The organism is Leptospira sp. GIMC2001 (genome assembly GCF_028462125.1).
GTDB lineage: Bacteria > Spirochaetota > Leptospiria > Leptospirales > Leptospiraceae.
The window spans coordinates 687,205-707,500 of record NZ_CP115468.1 but is presented as its reverse complement, the minus strand read 5'-3'; the positions used below and the strand labels follow the sequence as shown (position 1 = coordinate 707,500).

12 protein-coding genes and 1 rRNA gene (1 of these 13 cut by a window edge) are annotated in these 20,296 nt (G+C 35.7%); 5 read left to right on the top strand and 8 right to left on the bottom strand.

The window, feature by feature from the left end; translation table 11 throughout:
* A 23S ribosomal RNA gene (locus O4O04_RS04720) occupies window positions 1-896 on the bottom strand; it reaches 2,332 nt to the left of the window's first position.
* A gap of 1,206 nt (window positions 897-2,102) precedes the next feature.
* Window positions 2,103-3,509: an OmpP1/FadL family transporter gene (locus O4O04_RS04715; RefSeq protein ID WP_442915928.1), complete on the bottom strand. Its 1,407-nt coding sequence runs from the start codon at window positions 3,507-3,509 to the stop codon at window positions 2,103-2,105.
* 67 nt (window positions 3,510-3,576) lie between these two features.
* Between O4O04_RS04715 and O4O04_RS04710 the strand changes: the two genes are divergently transcribed.
* The 4 genes from O4O04_RS04710 (at window position 3,577) to O4O04_RS04695 (ending at window position 12,667) form a co-directional block, all read left to right on the top strand.
* Window positions 3,577-4,695 carry an oxygenase MpaB family protein gene (locus O4O04_RS04710; protein ID WP_272534503.1) on the top strand — a complete coding sequence of 373 codons (1,119 nt, stop codon included), beginning with the start codon at window positions 3,577-3,579 and terminating at the stop codon, window positions 4,693-4,695.
* A 1-nt stretch (window position 4,696) separates the two neighbouring features.
* Window positions 4,697-5,374: a transmembrane-type terpene cyclase gene (locus O4O04_RS04705; RefSeq protein ID WP_272534501.1), complete on the top strand. Its 678-nt coding sequence runs from the start codon at window positions 4,697-4,699 to the stop codon at window positions 5,372-5,374.
* Window positions 5,375-5,386: 12 nt separating this feature from the next.
* Window positions 5,387-10,666 carry a trifunctional serine/threonine-protein kinase/ATP-binding protein/SpoIIE family protein phosphatase gene (locus O4O04_RS04700; RefSeq protein ID WP_272534500.1) on the top strand — a complete coding sequence of 1,760 codons (5,280 nt, stop codon included), beginning with the start codon at window positions 5,387-5,389 and terminating at the stop codon, window positions 10,664-10,666.
* A gap of 81 nt (window positions 10,667-10,747) precedes the next feature.
* Window positions 10,748-12,667, top strand: a complete 1,920-nt coding sequence (locus O4O04_RS04695) for an adenylate/guanylate cyclase domain-containing protein (protein ID WP_272534498.1) — start codon at window positions 10,748-10,750, stop codon at window positions 12,665-12,667.
* Here O4O04_RS04695 and O4O04_RS04690 read toward each other — a convergent pair whose 3' ends face one another.
* The 6 genes from O4O04_RS04690 to O4O04_RS04665 all read right to left on the bottom strand — a co-directional run bounded on the left by O4O04_RS04690 (window position 12,668) and on the right by O4O04_RS04665 (window position 19,491).
* Complete coding sequence (locus tag O4O04_RS04690) at window positions 12,668-14,014, bottom strand: Ig domain-containing protein (protein ID WP_272534496.1); 1,347 nt, start codon at window positions 14,012-14,014, stop codon at window positions 12,668-12,670.
* Window positions 14,015-14,121: 107 nt separating this feature from the next.
* Window positions 14,122-15,195 (bottom strand): hypothetical protein, encoded by a 1,074-nt coding sequence (locus tag O4O04_RS04685; protein WP_272534495.1) that lies wholly within the window; start codon window positions 15,193-15,195, stop codon window positions 14,122-14,124.
* A gap of 124 nt (window positions 15,196-15,319) precedes the next feature.
* A complete protein-coding gene (locus tag O4O04_RS04680) occupies window positions 15,320-15,853 on the bottom strand; it encodes an RNA polymerase sigma factor (RefSeq protein WP_272534493.1) in 534 nt (177 codons plus the stop codon).
* A 400-nt stretch (window positions 15,854-16,253) separates the two neighbouring features.
* Entirely contained in the window at window positions 16,254-18,080 is a 1,827-nt protein-coding gene (locus O4O04_RS04675; protein ID WP_272534491.1) for a 7TM diverse intracellular signaling domain-containing protein, read from the bottom strand.
* Between the two features lie 102 nt (window positions 18,081-18,182).
* Complete coding sequence (gene dcd / locus O4O04_RS04670) at window positions 18,183-18,704, bottom strand: dCTP deaminase (RefSeq protein ID WP_272534490.1); 522 nt, start codon at window positions 18,702-18,704, stop codon at window positions 18,183-18,185.
* 1 nt (window position 18,705) lies between these two features.
* Window positions 18,706-19,491: an enoyl-CoA hydratase-related protein gene (locus O4O04_RS04665; protein ID WP_272534488.1), complete on the bottom strand. Its 786-nt coding sequence runs from the start codon at window positions 19,489-19,491 to the stop codon at window positions 18,706-18,708.
* A gap of 49 nt (window positions 19,492-19,540) precedes the next feature.
* Between O4O04_RS04665 and O4O04_RS04660 the strand changes: the two genes are divergently transcribed.
* Window positions 19,541-20,242: an LIC10067 family putative lipoprotein gene (locus tag O4O04_RS04660; protein WP_272534486.1), complete on the top strand. Its 702-nt coding sequence runs from the start codon at window positions 19,541-19,543 to the stop codon at window positions 20,240-20,242.
* Window positions 20,243-20,296: the final 54 nt, after the last annotated feature.

Genomic DNA, 20,296 nt, shown 5'->3' with positions numbered 1-20,296 from the left:
CAGCACCATTTTGCGTATTTTTTACAGCCCTACGAACGATTTCTCGTTTCGCATTGCCGTGGGATTTGATTTTTCTTTCACGTTCCCTTGCAAGACTTTCGTCTCGAAAAGCTTCGTAATAAACCAATTCCCAAATACCTTGCACTCTTTTGGTAGAAGGATTTGTTCCATTGTTATGCGCTTCTAATCTTCTTTCAAGATTGGAAGTAAATCCAAAGTAATATTCTTTCGAATGGTTATTTTGAATCATATACACATACCACATGGTTGTCTCCTCTACGCAAAATGGTGCTGGGCTTTGATACCTTGTAAGCATACGGTTTCAGGTTCTATTTCACTCCGATTCCTCGGTTCTTTTCACCTTTCCTTCACAGTACTTGTCCACTATCGGTCACAAGAGAGTATTTAGCCTTACGGGGTGGTCCCCGCAGATTCCCACAAAATTACACGTGTTCCGTGGTACTCAGGATACTTACTAGAGGCTAACGGCTTTCGCTTACGGGACTATCACCCTCTTTGGTCGGCTTTTCCAAAACCGTTCAACTAACCGTTAACTTTGTAACTCTATAGTGCATATTGACCTACACTTGCAAGTCCTACAACACCCCTGCTACAGCGCGTCAATGCTGTAACGTAGACAGGGGTTTAGGCTGTTCCGCTTTCGCTCACCGCTACTTACGGAATCGAGGTTTCTTTCTCTTCCTTCAGGTACTAAGATGTTTCAATTCCCTGAGTATGGCGCTTTCGCAACCTAGGGTCTCTAGGTTAGGTTTTCCCATTCGGAAATCGCTGGATCAACGCTTGCTTACAACTCCCCAACGCTTATCGCAGAAAGCCACGTCCTTCATCGCCTTCTTGTGCCATGGCATCCGCCGTATGCCCTTACTTACTTGACCATATTACTCAATTCGCTAACTCATTTCCTTGAAACTTTCGCTTCGCAAAAATATCGTTAACCAATAAATTTTATGTTACTCCCTAATCTCAATACGACTCGAAGATTGCTCTCGTCGTCGGTTTACAAAAGTTAGAGAGGTTGGAGAGACAGCTTGTAGAGTTACCGCGCTGGTAACACTGCTCTCCGCCAAGGTGATCGGTCGGTAGGAAATGGAATGAATCGAACCAAATGCAGTGAACTGCACCTAATTGTGATTCAATTATCCAACATCTACCAACATTGATAATTGAAAACAAGCTTTGCGGGGGGCTTATTCCCCATTACTGCTTGTCCTCAGCTTTTCCAGCACCATTTAGGTCGTTCACGCCCGTCCAGCATCGGTTTCTATTAGAAACAGTGCTGGGGGGATACCGCTTGCGACCGTAAAATGGTGCTGGATAGAGTTACACACCGTCTCGACAGGTGCGCAACTCGAATATTCATTAAAGTCAATTGTTAAAACTCTAATGAACCTTTACTTTTTTTAAGTACCAGTCTCGTCAAAAACTGATACTTGATTTGGCTATATAAGTTGTAAAAGATCGATCTATTGCCGCCGCCAGAAACAACAAGGGCGATTTACAAAACCACTTTTGGAGCGGGCTCTGCAAATCATAAATGCGCTTGTGTTTAGGGCTTGTAGCTATTTTACGTCAACCAGTCAATTGCCAAACGTTACCGTTTGACCTCCGAGCGGAAGTCGTGATCACCACGATCTCTCGCAGTGCTGAGCGGTTGCGATCCTTACGGGACAACCTTCGGAAACAGTGGCTCTTGAGATTGCTCTCGGTGAGTTCACCGCCGTATTGACCACAATATTTTTGGTACAAATCTGGTCAAACAATTATGAACAATTTTGTCCTGATTTTTAAATAAATTATTTTATTTTGTGCAAACTGAAAGAAGCGTGGATAACAATATCTTGCTTAAGTTCGCGAATTTAATGAGACATAATTCAAACGATTCCATTTTTCCACCGTCATCAAATGCATTATCAGCAAATCATTGCTAACTCTTGTTGACGATAACCTAAGGAACAATTGGTGAAATAAAAAACCTTCTCCGATGCTATAATGACTGCAATGAAAGAAAATTTAAAGTCGAAGAGTTTGACCAGATTTTTCAATTTCACGGCTCTGGAATTTGGATTGGGGATATTTTTTACCTAAAACTCCTTATTCAAACCAATCAAAATTGCAGGAACATCTGACTTCAATGAATGACTAAATGATGCTGGTCGAAAATCTTGAAGATTAAAGAGCGTATGAGCAATAGCCCAATCTCCTGTCCTGTTGCCAGTGACTCGTCTAGACAATAAATAGTTGAATGCGACATCCAGTCTCCAAGATCCAAACTTCCAGCCAAGTCCTGCAGCAACTAATTCCTGCACCATGATGCCAGCCTGCAAAGCAGAGATCCCATCTTCTCTAACGACCCCAGTGTTGTATCTAAATCCAAGACGATAAGTTAAATCTCCAGAAAAAATTTCTGTTCCGAGAGCGGCCGACCAACTATCATAGTAGTTCACATTTTGTGTAACAGAGCCTGCGCGACCAGCCGGAGTTGGAAACCAAGGATCCTCTAGAATTTGATCAAATTTTTTCGTATAACTTCCGTAATTATAATAAAGGAAATCAGTTCCTATTCGAAAGGATTCGTTTCCCCAAGATATTCCCAATCCATGTCTTTCTGGCAATTCGAATGTTGCAGACACACCTGTTCTTCGATAGAAATTCGGATTGTTATTACCAACTTGCATTCTACCATCCCAAGGAAGTATTGCCCTTGTTTGATAAGAATATCCAATTTTCCATTCAGGATTTATTTTATAACTGAGTCCAAATATACCACCCATAGAGAAAGCATTTCTACTTTGGTAATCAAAACCTTGACCTGGAATCTCAACAGTTCGTGTAGGATCATAGTATTTTTGAAAAGCATTTTGCTTGGAATACAATCCTTCAACACCGACACCAATGGAAAGATCCCCGAGCTTATAAGAAATTGCGTTAGTAAATTTCACTACGAAAAAAGTTGTTGAATACTCTTCAATGACGCGCTTCGAGTCTCCAATCGGTTGGGGAAATTCTACTCCCGACCATTGATTCAAAGTCTGGCCATTGGGTGTGGTTCTATAAATTCCATCGATTTGAGCATTTCCACCACCCGGAATAAACAAACCACCTCCGTATGTCCATTTATCATTAATCGGAATTGCCCATCCAATATATGGTAATGGTGCAAGAATATTGTAGTTTTTATTATTCTCATACACTAGACTTGGGTCTGGATCGATGAATCTATCTTTATAACTGCTTCGTATATAAGGTAATGCGATTCCAAATTCGAGAGTTGATTTCTCTGTCATAGAAAGATTTGCTGGATTGGTTGCAATATCTAGAGGTGATCCACCTATTCCGATGTTCACTCCTGCCATTCCACCATAGCGTGCATTGTGTGCGGGCTGAAAGATACCAACTGCGTACAATTCAGGCAGAATTAAGAAACAAATGATTGAAATAAATTTCATTGAGAAAAATGGATTCGATTTTTTATAGAATTGGATATTCATTAGTCTTTGCTTTTTTGTTAGAATAATTCATTTACAAAACTACACTCAATCCAATCAATTATAATATATGAAATCTAGAGATTGGAGCATTTTTCGTTCGCAAGGAGATTTAATCGCTGATCAATTCTTATCCAAACAGTTGCTGGGTCATCCTGAACAGTTGGACAAAGCGAAGGAACTTTTTGACAAACTGACTCAAAACAACGATGTATTTGCTAGCACCAACGAATTTTCAGAATTTCTCAAAATCACAAGCCATTTACCTGAGTGGATCGACTTCGATAAAATTACAATCGCACAATCGATATTTCATAAATACGGATCTTTTATCTTACTGTTATTGGGTTTCAAATCGTTGCCGATGGCTTACACTTGCGGTAAAGGTGCTGAAGTCTTAGTTCATACTGGAAGATTGGTTGAGAAAGATCGCGCCCTAAAACCTATCATTAGAAGACTAGTGGAAACAACTCAATTTGTTGTTTCAGTTCTCGAAGAAAATGGATTCTCCGATAAAGGCTCGGCAATTATAGTTTCACAAAAGGTTCGATTGATGCATTCATCTATTCGATATTTTATTTCCAAATCTGGAAACTGGGATCTTGATTTGGGAATCCCAATCAATCAACAAGATATGGCAGGAACACTACAATCTTTCTCTAGTTTAATTGTGGAAGGATTAAATGATCTTGGTGTTGAGTTGTCATCCGAAGAAAAAGATGCATATGTGCATCTCTGGAGAGTAGTTGGGCACTTAATTGGTGTTATCCCAGAATTAAATCCAGATGGATATGATAATGCTTACTCTTTAGGTATGGAAATATTTTTGGATCAGAGAGAAGAATCGGAAGCAGGTAAGATTCTCACCAAATCTTTGATAGACTTTTATAATTATATGGTACCTGGTAATATTTTTGACGAAGTGCCCATTCTATTACTCCACGAGCTTATGGGTGCGGAGAATTGTCAAATCTTGGATGTTCCACCTATGCGGCATGCTTTCTTTGAAGATCTAGTATTTAAGTTGGGCGTCAAATTGGATCATGAATTTTCATCTAGATCAGGATTTCAGAAAGTAGTGGGAGATTTTTCCAAGGCTATGCTCGTCGGAATGGATCATTATTATTATGACGACAAAAAAGCTAAATTTGAAATTCCTCCATCTTTAACAACAAACTGGAGCCTATAATATGAAAGAATGGATTGAAAAAATATTAACGAATCCAGAATATCTGGGTAAATTTACACTAACAGAAAATGTTCTTCTCTTAGTGGGTGTAATATTCTGGGTTTATGTCTATGGAGAACTAATTTATAGAGCAAAAACAATTCAATTCGTTGAAATGCCCGTCTTTATAGCCTGTGGAAATATTGTTTGGGAGTTTCTATGGGGTTTTGTAATTCAAGAAGATATGGGTATTGTTCTGAAATGGGGCTATCGATTGGCATTTATATTGGATGTATTTATATTTTATTATATAATTAAATACGGTAAGAAGCAATGGAAGATTCAGGTCGCGGATAGAAATTATTATTTTCTATTATTTTTCTTATGCATTGGATGGGCTGGACTTATATATACATTCCAAATAAATCGCTATGACTTATTTACAGGTTCCAATTCTGCTTATATATTAAATTTATTTATTTCCGGACTTTATCCAGTGTTATTTCTTAGTATCGGTGATATAAGTAAGTTTTCTTACGGTATAGCATGGACCAAATTCATTGGTACGGCTTTCTTTTCTTGGTTTCTTTTTTTGTTTTTTCCCGATCAGCCATTTGTATTGGTTCTCGCTGTTTTAGTTTTCTTGGCTGATCTTTATTATGTAATTCTATTCTACAATACACGTAAGCAGAAAATTTGATACTTTAATTCAATGAAGACAATTTCATATCCCAATACAACAATTCGCATAAGCGAAATGATTAAGGAAGATAGCTTCTCGACAACATATCGAGGAGAACTTCATGGGATAACCGAACCAAAAATTGTAAGAATTCAGAAAGAAAATATTCATAATGACGGTGATCATTATTTTCTGAATGAAATTGAAGTATGTAAGACAATCAACGATGGATCGATCCTAAAGCTAGAATCTGTTTTACAGAAATCGCAAAGCTACAGTTTAGTTTTTGAGAATTGCCCGTATCATCTTCTGACAGAATCAAAAGTAATTGGCAATTTTGAAATTGAAGAATTCTTAAAATTTGCAATTCAAATTACAAAAATTTTACAAAAAATTCATGAAAAAGGTTTAATATACAATCGTATAGAACCTAGCAATATTTTTTATAAAAATTCCAATTCAAAAATAAAACTGATTGGTTTGGGTTATTCTTCCTTCCCTATCAACAATCGATCGATGAGATTCAATTGTGATTTCACGACAGACAATCTTTATTATATTTCACCTGAGCGAACAGGTCGCCTTAAGTTGGATATTGATCATAGATCCGATTTGTATTCGCTTGGAATACTTTTCTATGAAATGTTAGTTGGACATGTACCTTTCCAATCCAAAGATCCGTTAGAGATTATCCATCATCATATTGCCAAACAACCTCCTCTCATCTCTAGTAAGAAAAGCAATATCCCGCCGATCATTATAGAATGCATAGAAAGATTGTATTCAAAAAATCCAGATGATCGATACCAAAGTACTGAACATCTTCTCAAAGATTTGGAGCATATCCAATCCACTTTAGATGAGTTCGGCTTCATACCGAATTCTACTGCTTTGTATGAGAAATCTAATGGGTATTTAAAAAAATTTAAAATCAATCTCAATAGAAACGATATCACCGAAAAATTAAATGAAGGTATACAAAATACTAAATCAGGTAAAAGAACTTGTTTGTTTATTCATGGTGAGTCAGGAACAGGTAAAACATTTGCTATACTTAATAATCACAATATAGTCCAAAGCCATCATGCAGTCATACTCAATGGAAAATTTGATATCGATAGAAGAAATATACCTTATTATGCCGTTAAACAAATTCTAAACGAAACATTAAAATATCTACTTACCAAAAATGAATCCGATCTACAAGAAATCAAACATTCAATTGCGACAAATATTGGAGAAAGCTTCTCGGCAATTATAAATTTATTTCCTGGACTCAATAAGATTTATAATCCAGAGAAAGATACCAATCTAAGACTTCCTCATGATGATCTCTTTATTTTCTCTACTCTAGTTAATTTTCTCACTCTTTGTTATAGAAAACAGGAACCAGCAATACTTTTTCTAGATGATATTCAGTGGGCTGATGATGCATCGTTACAATTTCTTGATTATCTGACTAGAAATCAAGAATGGGAAGGATTACTAATCCTGCTCTGCTCACGTAATGGTTTGAATTCGACAGAACTTACGGAGCTAAATAAGATTTGTCATAAATTTGATATATTGATACAACATCATATTTTACCTTATACAGAGCAGCAGATCAGTGATTTTATTTCGAGTTCGCTAGAATTTGATAAGAACGATCTCGGCAAATTATCCTTGTTATTGTATGAAAAAACTTTAGGTTATTCAGATAATTTGGATAATTTTATAAATAGTTTAGAAAAAGAGAATGTTGTAATTTTCAATCCTTCATCTTTGAAATGGAATATTGAATGGCATACTCTAATTGCAAAAAACATCAATACAAATGTAGCCAATTTTCTAATTGACAAGCTTTCGAATTCATTAGATCCAGATCATGAGTTTCTTTACAATACTGCAATTATTGGAAATGTTTTTCCACTTAGATTACTTTATCATATTTATCAAGATCGGTTGCAGACTTTAAAGTTGGCTTTGATTGAATATATTAATGAAGGTATTATTCAACAGACTCATTCCGAATTTCGATTATTTCCGTTTTTTCAAATGTTGGATACTAAGTCCAATAAAGAAGCTATTGATAAATTATTATCGAACGCTGACTTTCAGTTTTCGCACGACAAAATTCGGTTTTCGATTCTAGATCGCCTTCCGGAAGCTAAGAAAAAAGAAATACATTTCAATATTGCACTCGCATCAATTCATCTATTCGATGATAAAACCATTGCTGATGAATCTTTATACATTGCAAATCATCTAATCGAAGCAAAAGATCAAGAGCGAATGTCTGATCCGCAATTCAAAGGTATATTTTTTCAATATCTTAAGAAAGCGGGTGATGTATCAAGAACAACTGGCGCATTTGATGCAGCATATCTATATTACAAAGCTATTGAACCTCTTTCTAAATATCTCGGTGAGGAAAATCCACATCGCAAGGAACATTTTGAAGTTCTAGTTTCTCTATCTGAGACAGCATACTATTCAGAACGAACTGAAGAAGCAGAAAATCTATTAAAATATTTATATGAAAATATTAACAATATAACAGAGAAAGCAAAACTTTCCTTAGTAAAAATAGAAATCTATAATACACTCAACAAATACGATAATGCATATTACACAGGTATCGAGACTCTTAAATTTCTTGGTCAACCTCTGCCTGAAAAACCCAATTTTATTCATGTAGTGAAAGAATTAATTCTGATGACCTTCTACAGACGAGGTAGATCTGTAAACCAACTCATTAATGATAAATTGAATACAGATCCAAGCATCAGTGAGTCACTTATTATTTTATTCAATTTATTGAACTATGGAAAGCATAAAAATGTTTCTTTATTTATTATATTATTCTTGAGGTTGATAAATCTAAGTCTCAAGTATGGTATATCTAAGAAAAGTTATGTGGGATACGCTGGATTTGGCTCTATGCTTTTTCTAATGACTGGCAATCTTACGAAATTAAACTCATATTGGAATTTAGCGGAAAGTATCCTCAAGAGACTTCAAACTGAGAATTATTATGGTCGTTTTTTCTTCGGAAAAAATATGCTCTATGATTATTTAGTTTATCCCTATTCGAAAATTTCCAGACTCTGTGAAGACTCGTATAGAAGATGTATGCAATATGGAGATTTTCTCTGGGCAGCATTTTCAATATTTTCTGAAACAATCTATAGCTTATATGCCGCAAGATCCATATCAGAATTTTCTGATTCCTTGCAGGAATTAGAAAGAAAATCAAGCACTCTAAGTTTTACTGGTTTGCCAATGATATTGGGAATTGGTGAACATTTTATACATGGACTCGAAAATTCCAATAATCGAACTTTCAGTTTAAATGGACAAGTTTTGGACTGCAAAGAATTCGAATCCAAATACCTGGACGAGATCAGCAATGGCTCTATAAATACATTTTACTGCGTCATATCTGGGTTGTTAGATTATCTTTATGGAGATTATGATCAGGCAATCAATCGATTCAAAAAATATGATATGGACTTAGAAAAATCAAGAACTCTATTCTTGTATTATGAATATCGATTGATACAGTCTCTATGTTTCATTGAAAAAGCTCGCAAGAATAAAAATTTACCATTATCACATAAAATTTTCATAAAGATCAGTATTTTTTTATTAAAACGTCTCGCAAAAGTAAACCCAAGTAATTTCCGTACAAACTATCAATTGATTGTTGCAGAGTATAATGCTTATTGTTATCCAGAAAGAGATAATATCTATTACGATCAATTGCTTGATGAATTTGACATCTACGATGCAAGTCTCAAAAAAGGACTCTCTTATTATCTCTATGGGAAATTCAAGCTATCCAAATCTAAGAAAATACTGAGTGATTTTGCATTTCAACAAGCAGAAGAAATATTTGTAAGTTGGGGTGCGGTCGCTAAAGCAAGCGATATTAGAAACCAATATTTAGATAGTTCATTAAAAGTTAATATTCTAATTTCATCAAAAAAGATTACGGAAAGAGGAAATCTCAATCATACAGATATAGATTTGGTCTCGATCGTTAAAGCTTCGCAATCTATATCAAGCCTTATCAATCCATTAGAGCTCCAAAAGCAGCTTCTTTCAACCTTGGTTGAGAATGCAGGTGCATCTAAAGGCTATTTGATACTCAATGAAGAATCTGGACTTACAGTAAAAATTGGACATTCAATCGATCAATATTCTGAATCTTTACCAAAGCTGCTGGATGACTGCAGGTCTTTCTTACCGATCGAATCTATTTATTACGCATATCGAACCGGCAAAAAATTAATCATTAACTCTGAGACCAAATCCAGCTACTTAAAGACCAGTACATATATCAAAGAGAATGATCCAAAATCAATACTTCTCTTACCCATCACTAAGCAAGGAAAAGTTGTAGCCATTGTTTATTTAGAAAATAAACTTATCACGGATATATTCAATAATTCGCGAATAGAAATTCTCGAAATACTTGCATCTCAGGCTGCCATTAGTTTCGAAAATTCTAAATTGTATTCCGAGATAAAGAATTTGAATCAAGAACTAGAGAGAAAAGTAGATGCAAGAACTAAGGAACTGATGCAAACCTTAAACATTCTTAAGAAAGATCTCAACTATTCTAAGAAAATTCAGACAAGCATTCTTCCAACAATTCATCCAATTCCTCAACTTTCCTATGCACTCATTTATCAGCCTATGGATGAAGTGGGCGGTGACTTCTATGATTTCTTCCAGATCAACGAACATACATCAAGGTTCTTTATTGCAGATGCGACCGGCCACGGGATCCAAGCAGCATTAATCACAATGGCGATCAAGAGTGAATATGAAAATCTTAAGAAAACCGCCCTCACTCCGGCCGACATACTCACTGAGTTAAATTCTATAGTGATTAACAAGTATAAGACGTTATTTTTTAGTTGTGTTGTAATGGATATTGATGTAAAAAATTTAGACGTCAAGTATTCCTCTGCTGGGCACCCAGCCCAGATACTTCTTCAAGATGGTAAAGCAATTGAAATGAAAAAATCTGGAGCTCTATTGGGTCTAAAAAAAGACATGGATTATGAATTGATATCCATGAAGCTCCAGCCTGATGACAGAATTTATTTATTTACTGATGGAGTTTATGAGATATTCAATGATGAAAGAATTGAGTTTGGAGAAGATCGATTCTACGAATTGTTACTTGCATCTTATAAGCAAAAACCCGCAGATCAAATTTTGACATTAGAAAATGCCCTTATCCACTATCAAGGTAATGGCGAATTTGAGGATGACCTTACTCTATTAGCTATTCAACTTGTCCCAGAAGTGAAGTAGATTTTATATCGAAAGACCTTTTGTTCGTTGACAAATATTCATAATTTTTAAAAACTATTTAGAAATATTCTGCAAACATATATGAAATCCAACAAAAAGCTTTTCTTTTTATTATTAATTCTCATTCTAAATTGTGTTAACAAACAAGCTATTGTACTTCCTGAAGTGATAAACGGTAAGATCAATTTATCAAAATTCAATTTCTACCAACAAACTCTTCCACTTGCAGGTGACTGGTTTTTTGAATGGAATGAACTCTCCGAACCAGGTTCTCTGATTTCTAAAAATTCTAACAAAGTTATTGTTCCTTCACATTGGATGGATTATCGGGATTCCGAAGGGAATCTAATTCCAATGGAAGGAAGGGCAACTTTCGAAGTTGAATTGAATATTCCGAAACCTGAATATGATCTTGCTCTCAGAATTCCATCCATGGATACTGCTTTTACATTATTTTGGAACGGAGAAGAAATTGCGCGCAATTCGAATCTAGATCGCAATTTTTCAGAAGTTGTTCCACAATACTATGCACCAATCATTCGCGATATTCTGATAAAACCCGGATCCAACATTCTTACACTGCATATGATCAATAGCCAATATCCTAGGCCTGGATTTCGTGATCCTATTATTATTGGTTTTGCATCCGATTTAAAGTTACAGAATGAAAGAAACTTATTCATAGATGTGTTTCTTTCCGGTTCTCTCTTTTTGATGTCCATTTATCATATTGGAATTTTTTTATTAAAACCCAAAGACAAATCAACTCTATACTTTGCCCTATTTGCTTTTTTTATTTCCATTCGTCTTTCTGTAACTGGCGAAGCATTTTCGTTTAGATTCTTTCCTATCAATTGGAATTTTTCAACATTTTTAGAATATATTTCCTTTTATTTGTCTCCTCCCATAATGCTCCTTTATATAAGAAAATTATATCCTGAAGATGGGTCAAGACTCTGGGACAGAATAACAATTATTCCAGCTCTCATTTTTGTAATTTTGGTATTGGTTTTGCCAATTGGTCTGTATACGAAAACTCTAATGTATTTTCAGATCTATTCAATTATAGTTATAATTTACTTTTTCTACATTCTAATAAACGCAATCAAAAATAAGAGAGAGACTGCTATCGCTTTTCTATTAGGAACTATCGTATTTTTTGGAACTTATGCAAATGATGCGTTATATGCAAATCGAATGATTGATTCTATTTTTATCACACCAATTGGAATGTTTTTCTTCTTCTTTGCACAAGCATTTCTTCTCTCTAAGAGATTCGCCACAGCTTTTGATACCGCTGAAACTTTAACAAAAGAATTAGATGAAAAGGTTAAACAACGAACTAATGATTTGCTACTAGAAAGAGATAGAGCAGATAATTTGCTTAAGAACATTTTGCCAGATGAAGTTGCAACAGAATTGAAAGAAAGAGGATCTGTTCGTCCAATGTATTTTCCTTCTGTTACAGTAATGTTCATAGATTTTGTTAATTTTACTGAGATAAGCCAAACAATGAATCCAAATGATTTAGTAAATGAATTGGACTATTGCTTTAGAGCATTCGATGATATTGTCGAGAGAAACGGACTCGAAAAACTCAAGACGATCGGAGATTCCTATATGTGTGCTTCCGGAATTCCACTATCTAATCCCAATCATGCGATTATATGCTGCGAAGCTGCTCTAGAGATCAAATCTTGGATGGACGCCTATAGCAAAAGAAAAGAACGTGAGGGCAAAAGAATCTGGTCATACAGAATCGGCATACATAGCGGGGCTGTTACCGCAGGTGTGATTGGAAGTAAGAAATTTGCCTATGATATCTGGGGAGATACCGTAAATGTCGCAAGTCGGATGGAATCCCATGCCGATCCTTCAACCATTAATATATCTGAAGAAACATATCGACTTATCCAAGGCAGGGCAGAATGTTCCTCTCGCGGTAAGATTGAAGTCAAAGGAAAAGGTGAACTAACAATGTACCAGTTGGTAAAATTGTAATTATTGGAAAGCAATTACTCTCAGAGATTGAATCGACCCACCATCAGGTGTAGCTGTGATTACTATATTATTTTCAGCACTCGTAAATAGAAAAGATGCAGAAGAAAAAAAAGTTGCCCCTATAAAATCCACCTGTGAATCTTTTATCAATCCAGCTGATCCAGACCAGGCAATATCTGATAGGCCTGTCCAGGATTTTGCATTTGCTATAACAGCAGTATTTTCACTAACAGATATTGTTTGAGTTAATGGCGAAGCTATAACCTCGTGAGTAAATGCTGGAGTAAATGACTGTAGGTTAGTCAATCGATAAACTTGAATATCAGTTCCTATTTGCTGAACAGTCCATTCTATATTCACATTTCCGTCGATTCCATTTGGAACAACCGCTGAAACTATTGCTGATGATCCACTACCTTGATTCGTATTTAAATGAATTGTTGCACCAACTCCCCCGATCGTCGCCGTTGATACTGTTCCTCCAACATCTCGAACACCGCTTGCAACAATAACTAGCAATCTATTTGGATCTGGGTTTCCAAATGCTACATTATTAAATGTAAAATTCGTCAAAGAAGAATCTATTTTATTTCCACCAATATATTGAAGGGTCGGAGGTGGAACCACAACCGCAATGTCAATATTAGTATTATCACTGCCTGATGCATTTGTAGCTGTAATTGTATAATTTTGTGTGATGGATGTATTTGTTGGAGTACCTGATATAACACAAGTGATTGGATCTATTATTAAACCCGTCGGAAGTGGTGGTGAAGATTCACAGTTTGTGGGAGTATTCCCCGTTAGATTAGGTATGAGATTAGATATTGCTGAATTCTGTATAAAACTAAATGGTGAACCGGTATATGAAATAGTTGGAGGAATTCCGGTTACAGTTATTTCGATGTCAAGTAAACCGATTCCACTTCCAAAAGAATTAGTTGCTGTGATAGCATAGGTTGATGGTGGTTGAGAATTTGTAGGAATTCCTGAAATATTACAATTTTCTGAATCGATTACAAGACCGTCGGGAAGTTCTGGATCAGAAATACATTCTTCAAATGGTAGTCCTGTGGAAATTGGTTGAATTTCTGGAATTGCGGTATTTACAACAAAACTATAGTTAGACAAAGGATAATCCAAAGTTGGCGAAGATTGTTGATCTTCATTTAGATTGGAATCATCTTGATTATTTGCAGAACTGTTAGCAACTTCGACAAATCTTTGAATTCTCTGCAACAATCCCAAACCTCCATCAGGATCCAGAGAGTTTTCGTCAGAAGTCATACATGATAGAAAATAAAAAAATACTAATCCAAATTTATATTTTGTAAACTTTTTGTTCATGTGTATATCTTTATCAAAAGGTTTTCATATATTATAATATTATATTTAAATTATGGAATCAGTTTGCTAGATTGATATTTCTTTCAAATGATTGTTTAACGCAAGCATCACGGACAACTCGCATACATTACTCGGTTTGTACCAGGGTATGCTACAGCGACAAATTTTCCACTACCATATGTTACAAATTTCCAAGCATTCGCTTCCGAGGCGGAACGTGCTGTCCAATTTTCTCCATCGGGTGAGGTCATCACACGATTCGTCCCGTCCTGCGAAACTGCCACAAACAATCCTTTGCCATATGTTACAGAAAACCAATTATTAGCTTCTGCAGCAGAGCTTGCCGTCCAATTTTCTCCATCGGGTGAGGTCATCACACGATTTGTTCCATCTGCGGCAACAGCCACAAACAGTCCATTGCCGTAAGTTGCATTTCGCCAAGTATTCGCTTCTGCGGCAGAACGTGCCGTCCAATTTTCTCCATCAGGTGAGGTCATCACATGATTTGTTCCGTTACCTGATACTGCCACAAACAGTCCATTGCCATATGTTACTGATTGCCACGCATTCGCTTCTGCAGCAGAACGTGCCGTCCAATTTTCTCCATCCGGTGAGGTCATCACACGATTTGTTCCAGTTGACGATACTGCCAAAAACAATCCATTGCCATATGCTACAGAAAGCCACGTATTCGCTTCTGCAGCAGAACGTGCCGTCCAATTTTCTCCATCAGGTGAGGTCATCACACGATTTGTTCCGCTATTTGATACTGCGACAAACAGTCCATTACCATATGTTACAGTTCGCCAAGCATTCGCATCTGCAGCAGAACGTGCCGTCCAATTTTCTCCATCGGGTGAAGTCATCACACGATTTGTTCCATCAATTGAAACCGCGACAAATAATCCATTGCCATATGTTACTGAATTCCACTGATTAGCTTCTGTGGCAGACGCGCTCTGGAAGTTCAGCTCAGATTGGGAGCAATCAGGTGTTGTAGCTTCATTCTCTTCCGAATCACTACTATCCTCATCTTCACTTGCGTCACTCCCCTGACTCGATCCACCACTCCCAACGGCCAAAAATGCCAAGGCAAAAAGAGAATCATTTCCCGAATCCTTTCCATTGCAACCACTTGTTAATATTACAATTATTACAAAATATCCAACAATTTTTGGCATTTTATACCCCAATGACCCATTAATAGTTCTATATATTCGAAATTTATTGTATCTATAGAACGTTAATGTTTATACGTTCCCAGATGAAAAATGTAACATATAAAATAATTTATTTCTAATAATTTTATGAATCTAGATGATCTGGACTGAGATTCTGCTTTAAGAATTCGTTCTTTAAAAGCTTAATACCTTTCTGGTAATCCCGGAAGACAGTTTGACGAGATATGTTATAATATTTGCATATATCCTCAACTTTCATCTTGTTAACTAACCGCATTCTCAGAATATCGCGCATTCGTTGATCCAATCGATTATCTGCGAGTAAACTTTGCAAAATGCCATAAATTGTAAAACTATGATCATTTCTGTCGTTTGTCCCCTTTTCCCAATCTAGCGGAAGATCTTCAGTAGAAATTTCCATTTTGCGATACGGCTTTCGTAATTGATCAATCATTCTTGTATATGCAATAGTGTAGAGATACTTTTTGAAGGTATCCTCATTGATTTCGAAACCATTTTGGTATTTTTTTAGAATTTCAATTATGGAATCCTGCAAAATATCCTCTGTTAATTCTTCATTTTTAGTAGACAATGTCAATAATGTGGAAAGATTGGGTCGCAAACGCAGAAATTCTTGTTCAATATCATCTATATTCAATTCCTAAACCTTTTCTTTTCTTTTTTTACTGAAATATTTAAATTAACTTGTAATATTTTCTAAACAAATAGCAATTAATAGAATATGTACAATATTTAATATGTTATTATATTTCAATATTAATATAGTAAATATTTTTAATATATATTAAGAAAACGAAATTATTAGATTTTTAAATCTGGACCGATGATCTGGGAGCAATTCTACATATTTTTGCCACAAAAATCATGAAATTAATTTTTAGTTAAGTTTACATAGTTCAACTAAGGAAGAAATTTAATGAGCCTTAGTTAGATTCTTCAAAATTTGGTTTAAGTATATCCTATTTTGGATATACCATCCCCAACTTATCAATCGTCTTAAAATATTTTATGAATTGGTTCCGATTCGCGAATAAGATTCAATAGCGTATCGGGATAATAAGATGAATAGTGAATTGATCTTGAGTTTGAAGACTATCGATTTTACCTTTCATTTGATTGACTATATTGATAATATTTTTCCAACCATGCCCAGGTTCGTCGGTTCTTGCTTGGTAATTCGACCTAGCTTTAAACTTCATTTCAAATGAATGAGGATTTTGACTAAATTCCCAATCCGATACACCTTCTCCATATTTTGCATCATTATTTGCAATTTCTCTTATGATTTTGTATAAGGACTCTATTCTATGAATTGACAAAGCATTTTTGAAAGAATCGGATACGTTAGCTATGAAATTCATAGATCTATTTACATATTCATATTTCCGAATGAGAAGCAATCGTATCGCGAATAAAAAATCCTCTTTTAAATATTTCTCGTCCTCAAGAAGTTGTAGTCTATATCGGATGCCCTTTGAAATTCTTTGAACAAAATCAGAGAGTTCGTTTCCTGCATCTTGAGGTATAATATTCTGATCTAATAACTTGGAAATTCGAATCCCTAAAAAACTTAGGTCAACACCTATTTCATCATGAATATCAATAAATGCTTTCTGTCTTTCGTTTTGATTTGAAATTTCTTTTTCTAGTATCAGTCTTTTCTTTTCTTCATTGTGAATTGTTCTAACCTTCTCTTGCGACAGGAAAGCATTCTCCATTTTCTGAACAATATAAATGGTCATAAACACAAAGAATCCTAGACTAGTGACAATTACTATTGGAGTTTTGATATTAAATTGCAAATTCAAAAATGTCTCTAAATAAATGGCAACTGCTAATATTATGATATTCAGCAATAGGATACCGATTCTATTCTTTGTGAGAAATTTTAGAAATGGAAATTTTTCTTTTGAAATTTTTCTTTTTCTGATATCTTTGCGATAAATTCGATAACCCAATCTAAGATATAAAATCAAACTACCAGTTTCAATAATTGCAAACCATTCCAACAAATGTCCGAAATTATAAGAAAATATGATACCAACTAGACAATATAGTATTGATACAAGAGCAGAAAATTTTGTATATCCACTTATACGGTAAATGAAGTAAGAATCTAAAAAGTATATTATATAAATATATGAGGATACAAGAAATATCAATGACAACTGATAAATCCGATGCGTATCTTCAAATATTGTATAGATATAATTACTTTGTGTAAAAGTAAAAATCGCATAGCTCAATAAGAAAATACCAAAATATAAAACATGGATATATTTCCTCATTCTAATATAGAGATATACTAGATAAGATCCTAAAAACGAAAATAGAGAAATCAATAAAAAGGGAAGGATTTCTATCGTTCGTTCCATTAGATTTGAAATTTCATCCACAATTGCAATCGATTCAAATTGAATCACTGATCTAGGGGAATCTGGATTTCCAATCAGGCGCGCATTCACCAAGATCATTCCGTCTACTATAAGGTCTGTATCAAGTGGTTGAATTATATTCAAAGAAGTATTTTCTTCCAGATTCATTCTATCTTGTTGAACAATTCCAGCAAGTAAACGATCACTCTGATAGATTTCCCAATTCTCACCTAACTTTGAAATAAGTATTCCTGGCGTTCGGATATATTCAATCTTTTCTTTTGGTATTTGAATTTGAAATGTTATTTCTTTGTATGAATCAGCTTTAGAATAGAGAACGAATGGATCCTTACTATTTTTAATTTGGATTGAAAGGGGTTGATTTTTTATAACGTCTATCTGCTCGGAATTATCTGAATTCCATACATTCTTCATCCATTCAGATTGGAATCCATCTCTTTTGTATATCTGAAGCTGGTGTATGGACAATCCTTCAGCTTTTAGATTATCGCTGAAGAAAGAACTAATTATAAAAATGAATAGGTAATATATTATGAAAGGTTTAGTATTTCCAAACGGGAAAAAAATCACCTACTTCTCGAAATCTTTATAAAGCAAAGATGGCTGAACTCCCTTGTTCGCTTGATACTTGCCAGAGTTGTATTCTTGGATTTTGCCCTCTATACTATGATAGAAAATCTGACAGATTTGCACACCTGCGTATATTCTTAACGGATGAATGACTTGGATCTCGAGCGTCCAGAATCCCTTAAAACCAACGTCACCGAATCCAGCTGTGATGTGAACAAACATTCCCAATCTTCCGATAGATGAACGACCTTCAAGCATCGGTACTAGATTATGGGTTTCTGTAAATTCTAGAGTTCTTCCCAGATATAAATTCCCTGGTTCCAATAACAATCCTTCCTCTGGAATAACCATTTTGGATACTGGGTTTGGTTTCTTCATATCCAATGGAAATTCAGTATAGACCAACAATTCATCATGGAGTCGGAGATTGTATGAATTTGGATTTAACAACTGTTTGTCGTAAGGTTCGATTATAATATCTGATCCCATTCTCTCTTCGATGGCAGGTCCTGTAAGTATCAATTCATTCTCCTCTGAATACGGGTTTTCGTTTTTCCCGAAATGCCAAGAGTGCTTCCTCTCGGTCTTTTGTTTTGAGAGTAAGGCTGTAGCATTCCTGTTCTAGGTCTAATCCTTTTTCTAAATCCAAGTTCAATCCTTCTTGGATTGCTCGTTTGGCTGCTCGCAGTGAAATTGGTGCTGAACTAGATATTTCCTCAGCAAAACTCAATAGAGTTTCTGCAAAATTTTCTTCTGGAAGAACACGATTCACTAAACCCAATAAGTTTGCCTCGGTTGCAGAAATTTTTCTTCCTGTAAAAATAATTTCTTTCGCACGATTGGCACCAATCAAACGAGATAGTCGCTGAGTTCCCCCCGCGCCAGGAATGATTCCGAGTTTTGTCTCGGGTAAACCTATCAATGCAGAAGTTGAAATTGCACGAAGATCACAAGCCAGTGCAATCTCCAATCCACCACCGAGAGCAACTCCATTGATTCCAGCGATTGTGGGAAAAGGGAGTCGCTCAATATTTGCCAAAAATTCTCTAAATTTTCCAAGAAATGACCAGACTTCCGCTTCAGTCATTGTAGCTCGCTCTTTCAAGTCAGCGCCGGCACAGAAGGCAGTATTGCCCTCACCTGTTATGATCAGAACTCTAGGTTGATCTTTTGGCTTCGAAAGATCCAGTTCGCGAATGATTATGTCCAATTGACGTAGTAATTCTCTAGAAATTGCGTTCCTGGTAGCAGGAGACTGCAATCTCAAAATACCGATTCCTTTTCCTTCCGTGTAATCAATCAACTTCACAAAGAATATCAATTTCTGATAAAAGGATTCCGACAATCATAAAAAAGCAATGAAGAGAATCGCGTTTATCATATTTTTACTGTTCGGATTGTTCGCAAACATACAGTGCCATGAAGAAGGCTCCGAAGACGCAACTGCTGGGCTTCTCGGTTTGGATCCTCCTCGGATTTCAAGTATAAGTCCACGAGTAGGAACACCAACTCAGACAGGCGGTGACAGACCTTATTCAGCGACAAACGTAACAATTTCTGGTTTCAATTTTGGATTAACGGATACTAAAATTTATTTCAATGGAGTCGAAGCCCCAGTCTTCTACAATATCGGAACCGAAATCGCAACTTCAGTTCCAGATGGTGCAACAACTGGCTCTCTGTCTATCGTCAGACCGGGTGGGCAATGTATTCCGTTCAGCAATACAGGATTCAATTGTGCTTCGGAAGATTTCTTTGTTGATTGTTACAGTCCGTACGCAAACGAATTCGGTACTGAATTGCAAGTAGACCAAACGGAAAGTTTGGATATCGAGTTTGACGGGAACCAGACAAAAGCAATCCGAATCGAAGTGCCGACTGGTCAAGCAAATGTCACTATAAACTGCGAGAGCATCGTATCTGTTAAATACTTCTCACCATCCTGTGCTGTAAGTGAACTCTTGCTTGTAACCAATCCAACGATTCCGATTACCAACGCAAGAATCATGCAGATGCAACTTACTGCATCATCAGCGACTTGCTCTGTATCTGCATTCTAATAAAATCTAACATCAATTATAGGAATAATTTAGAACGAAATGCTAGGCATTCAC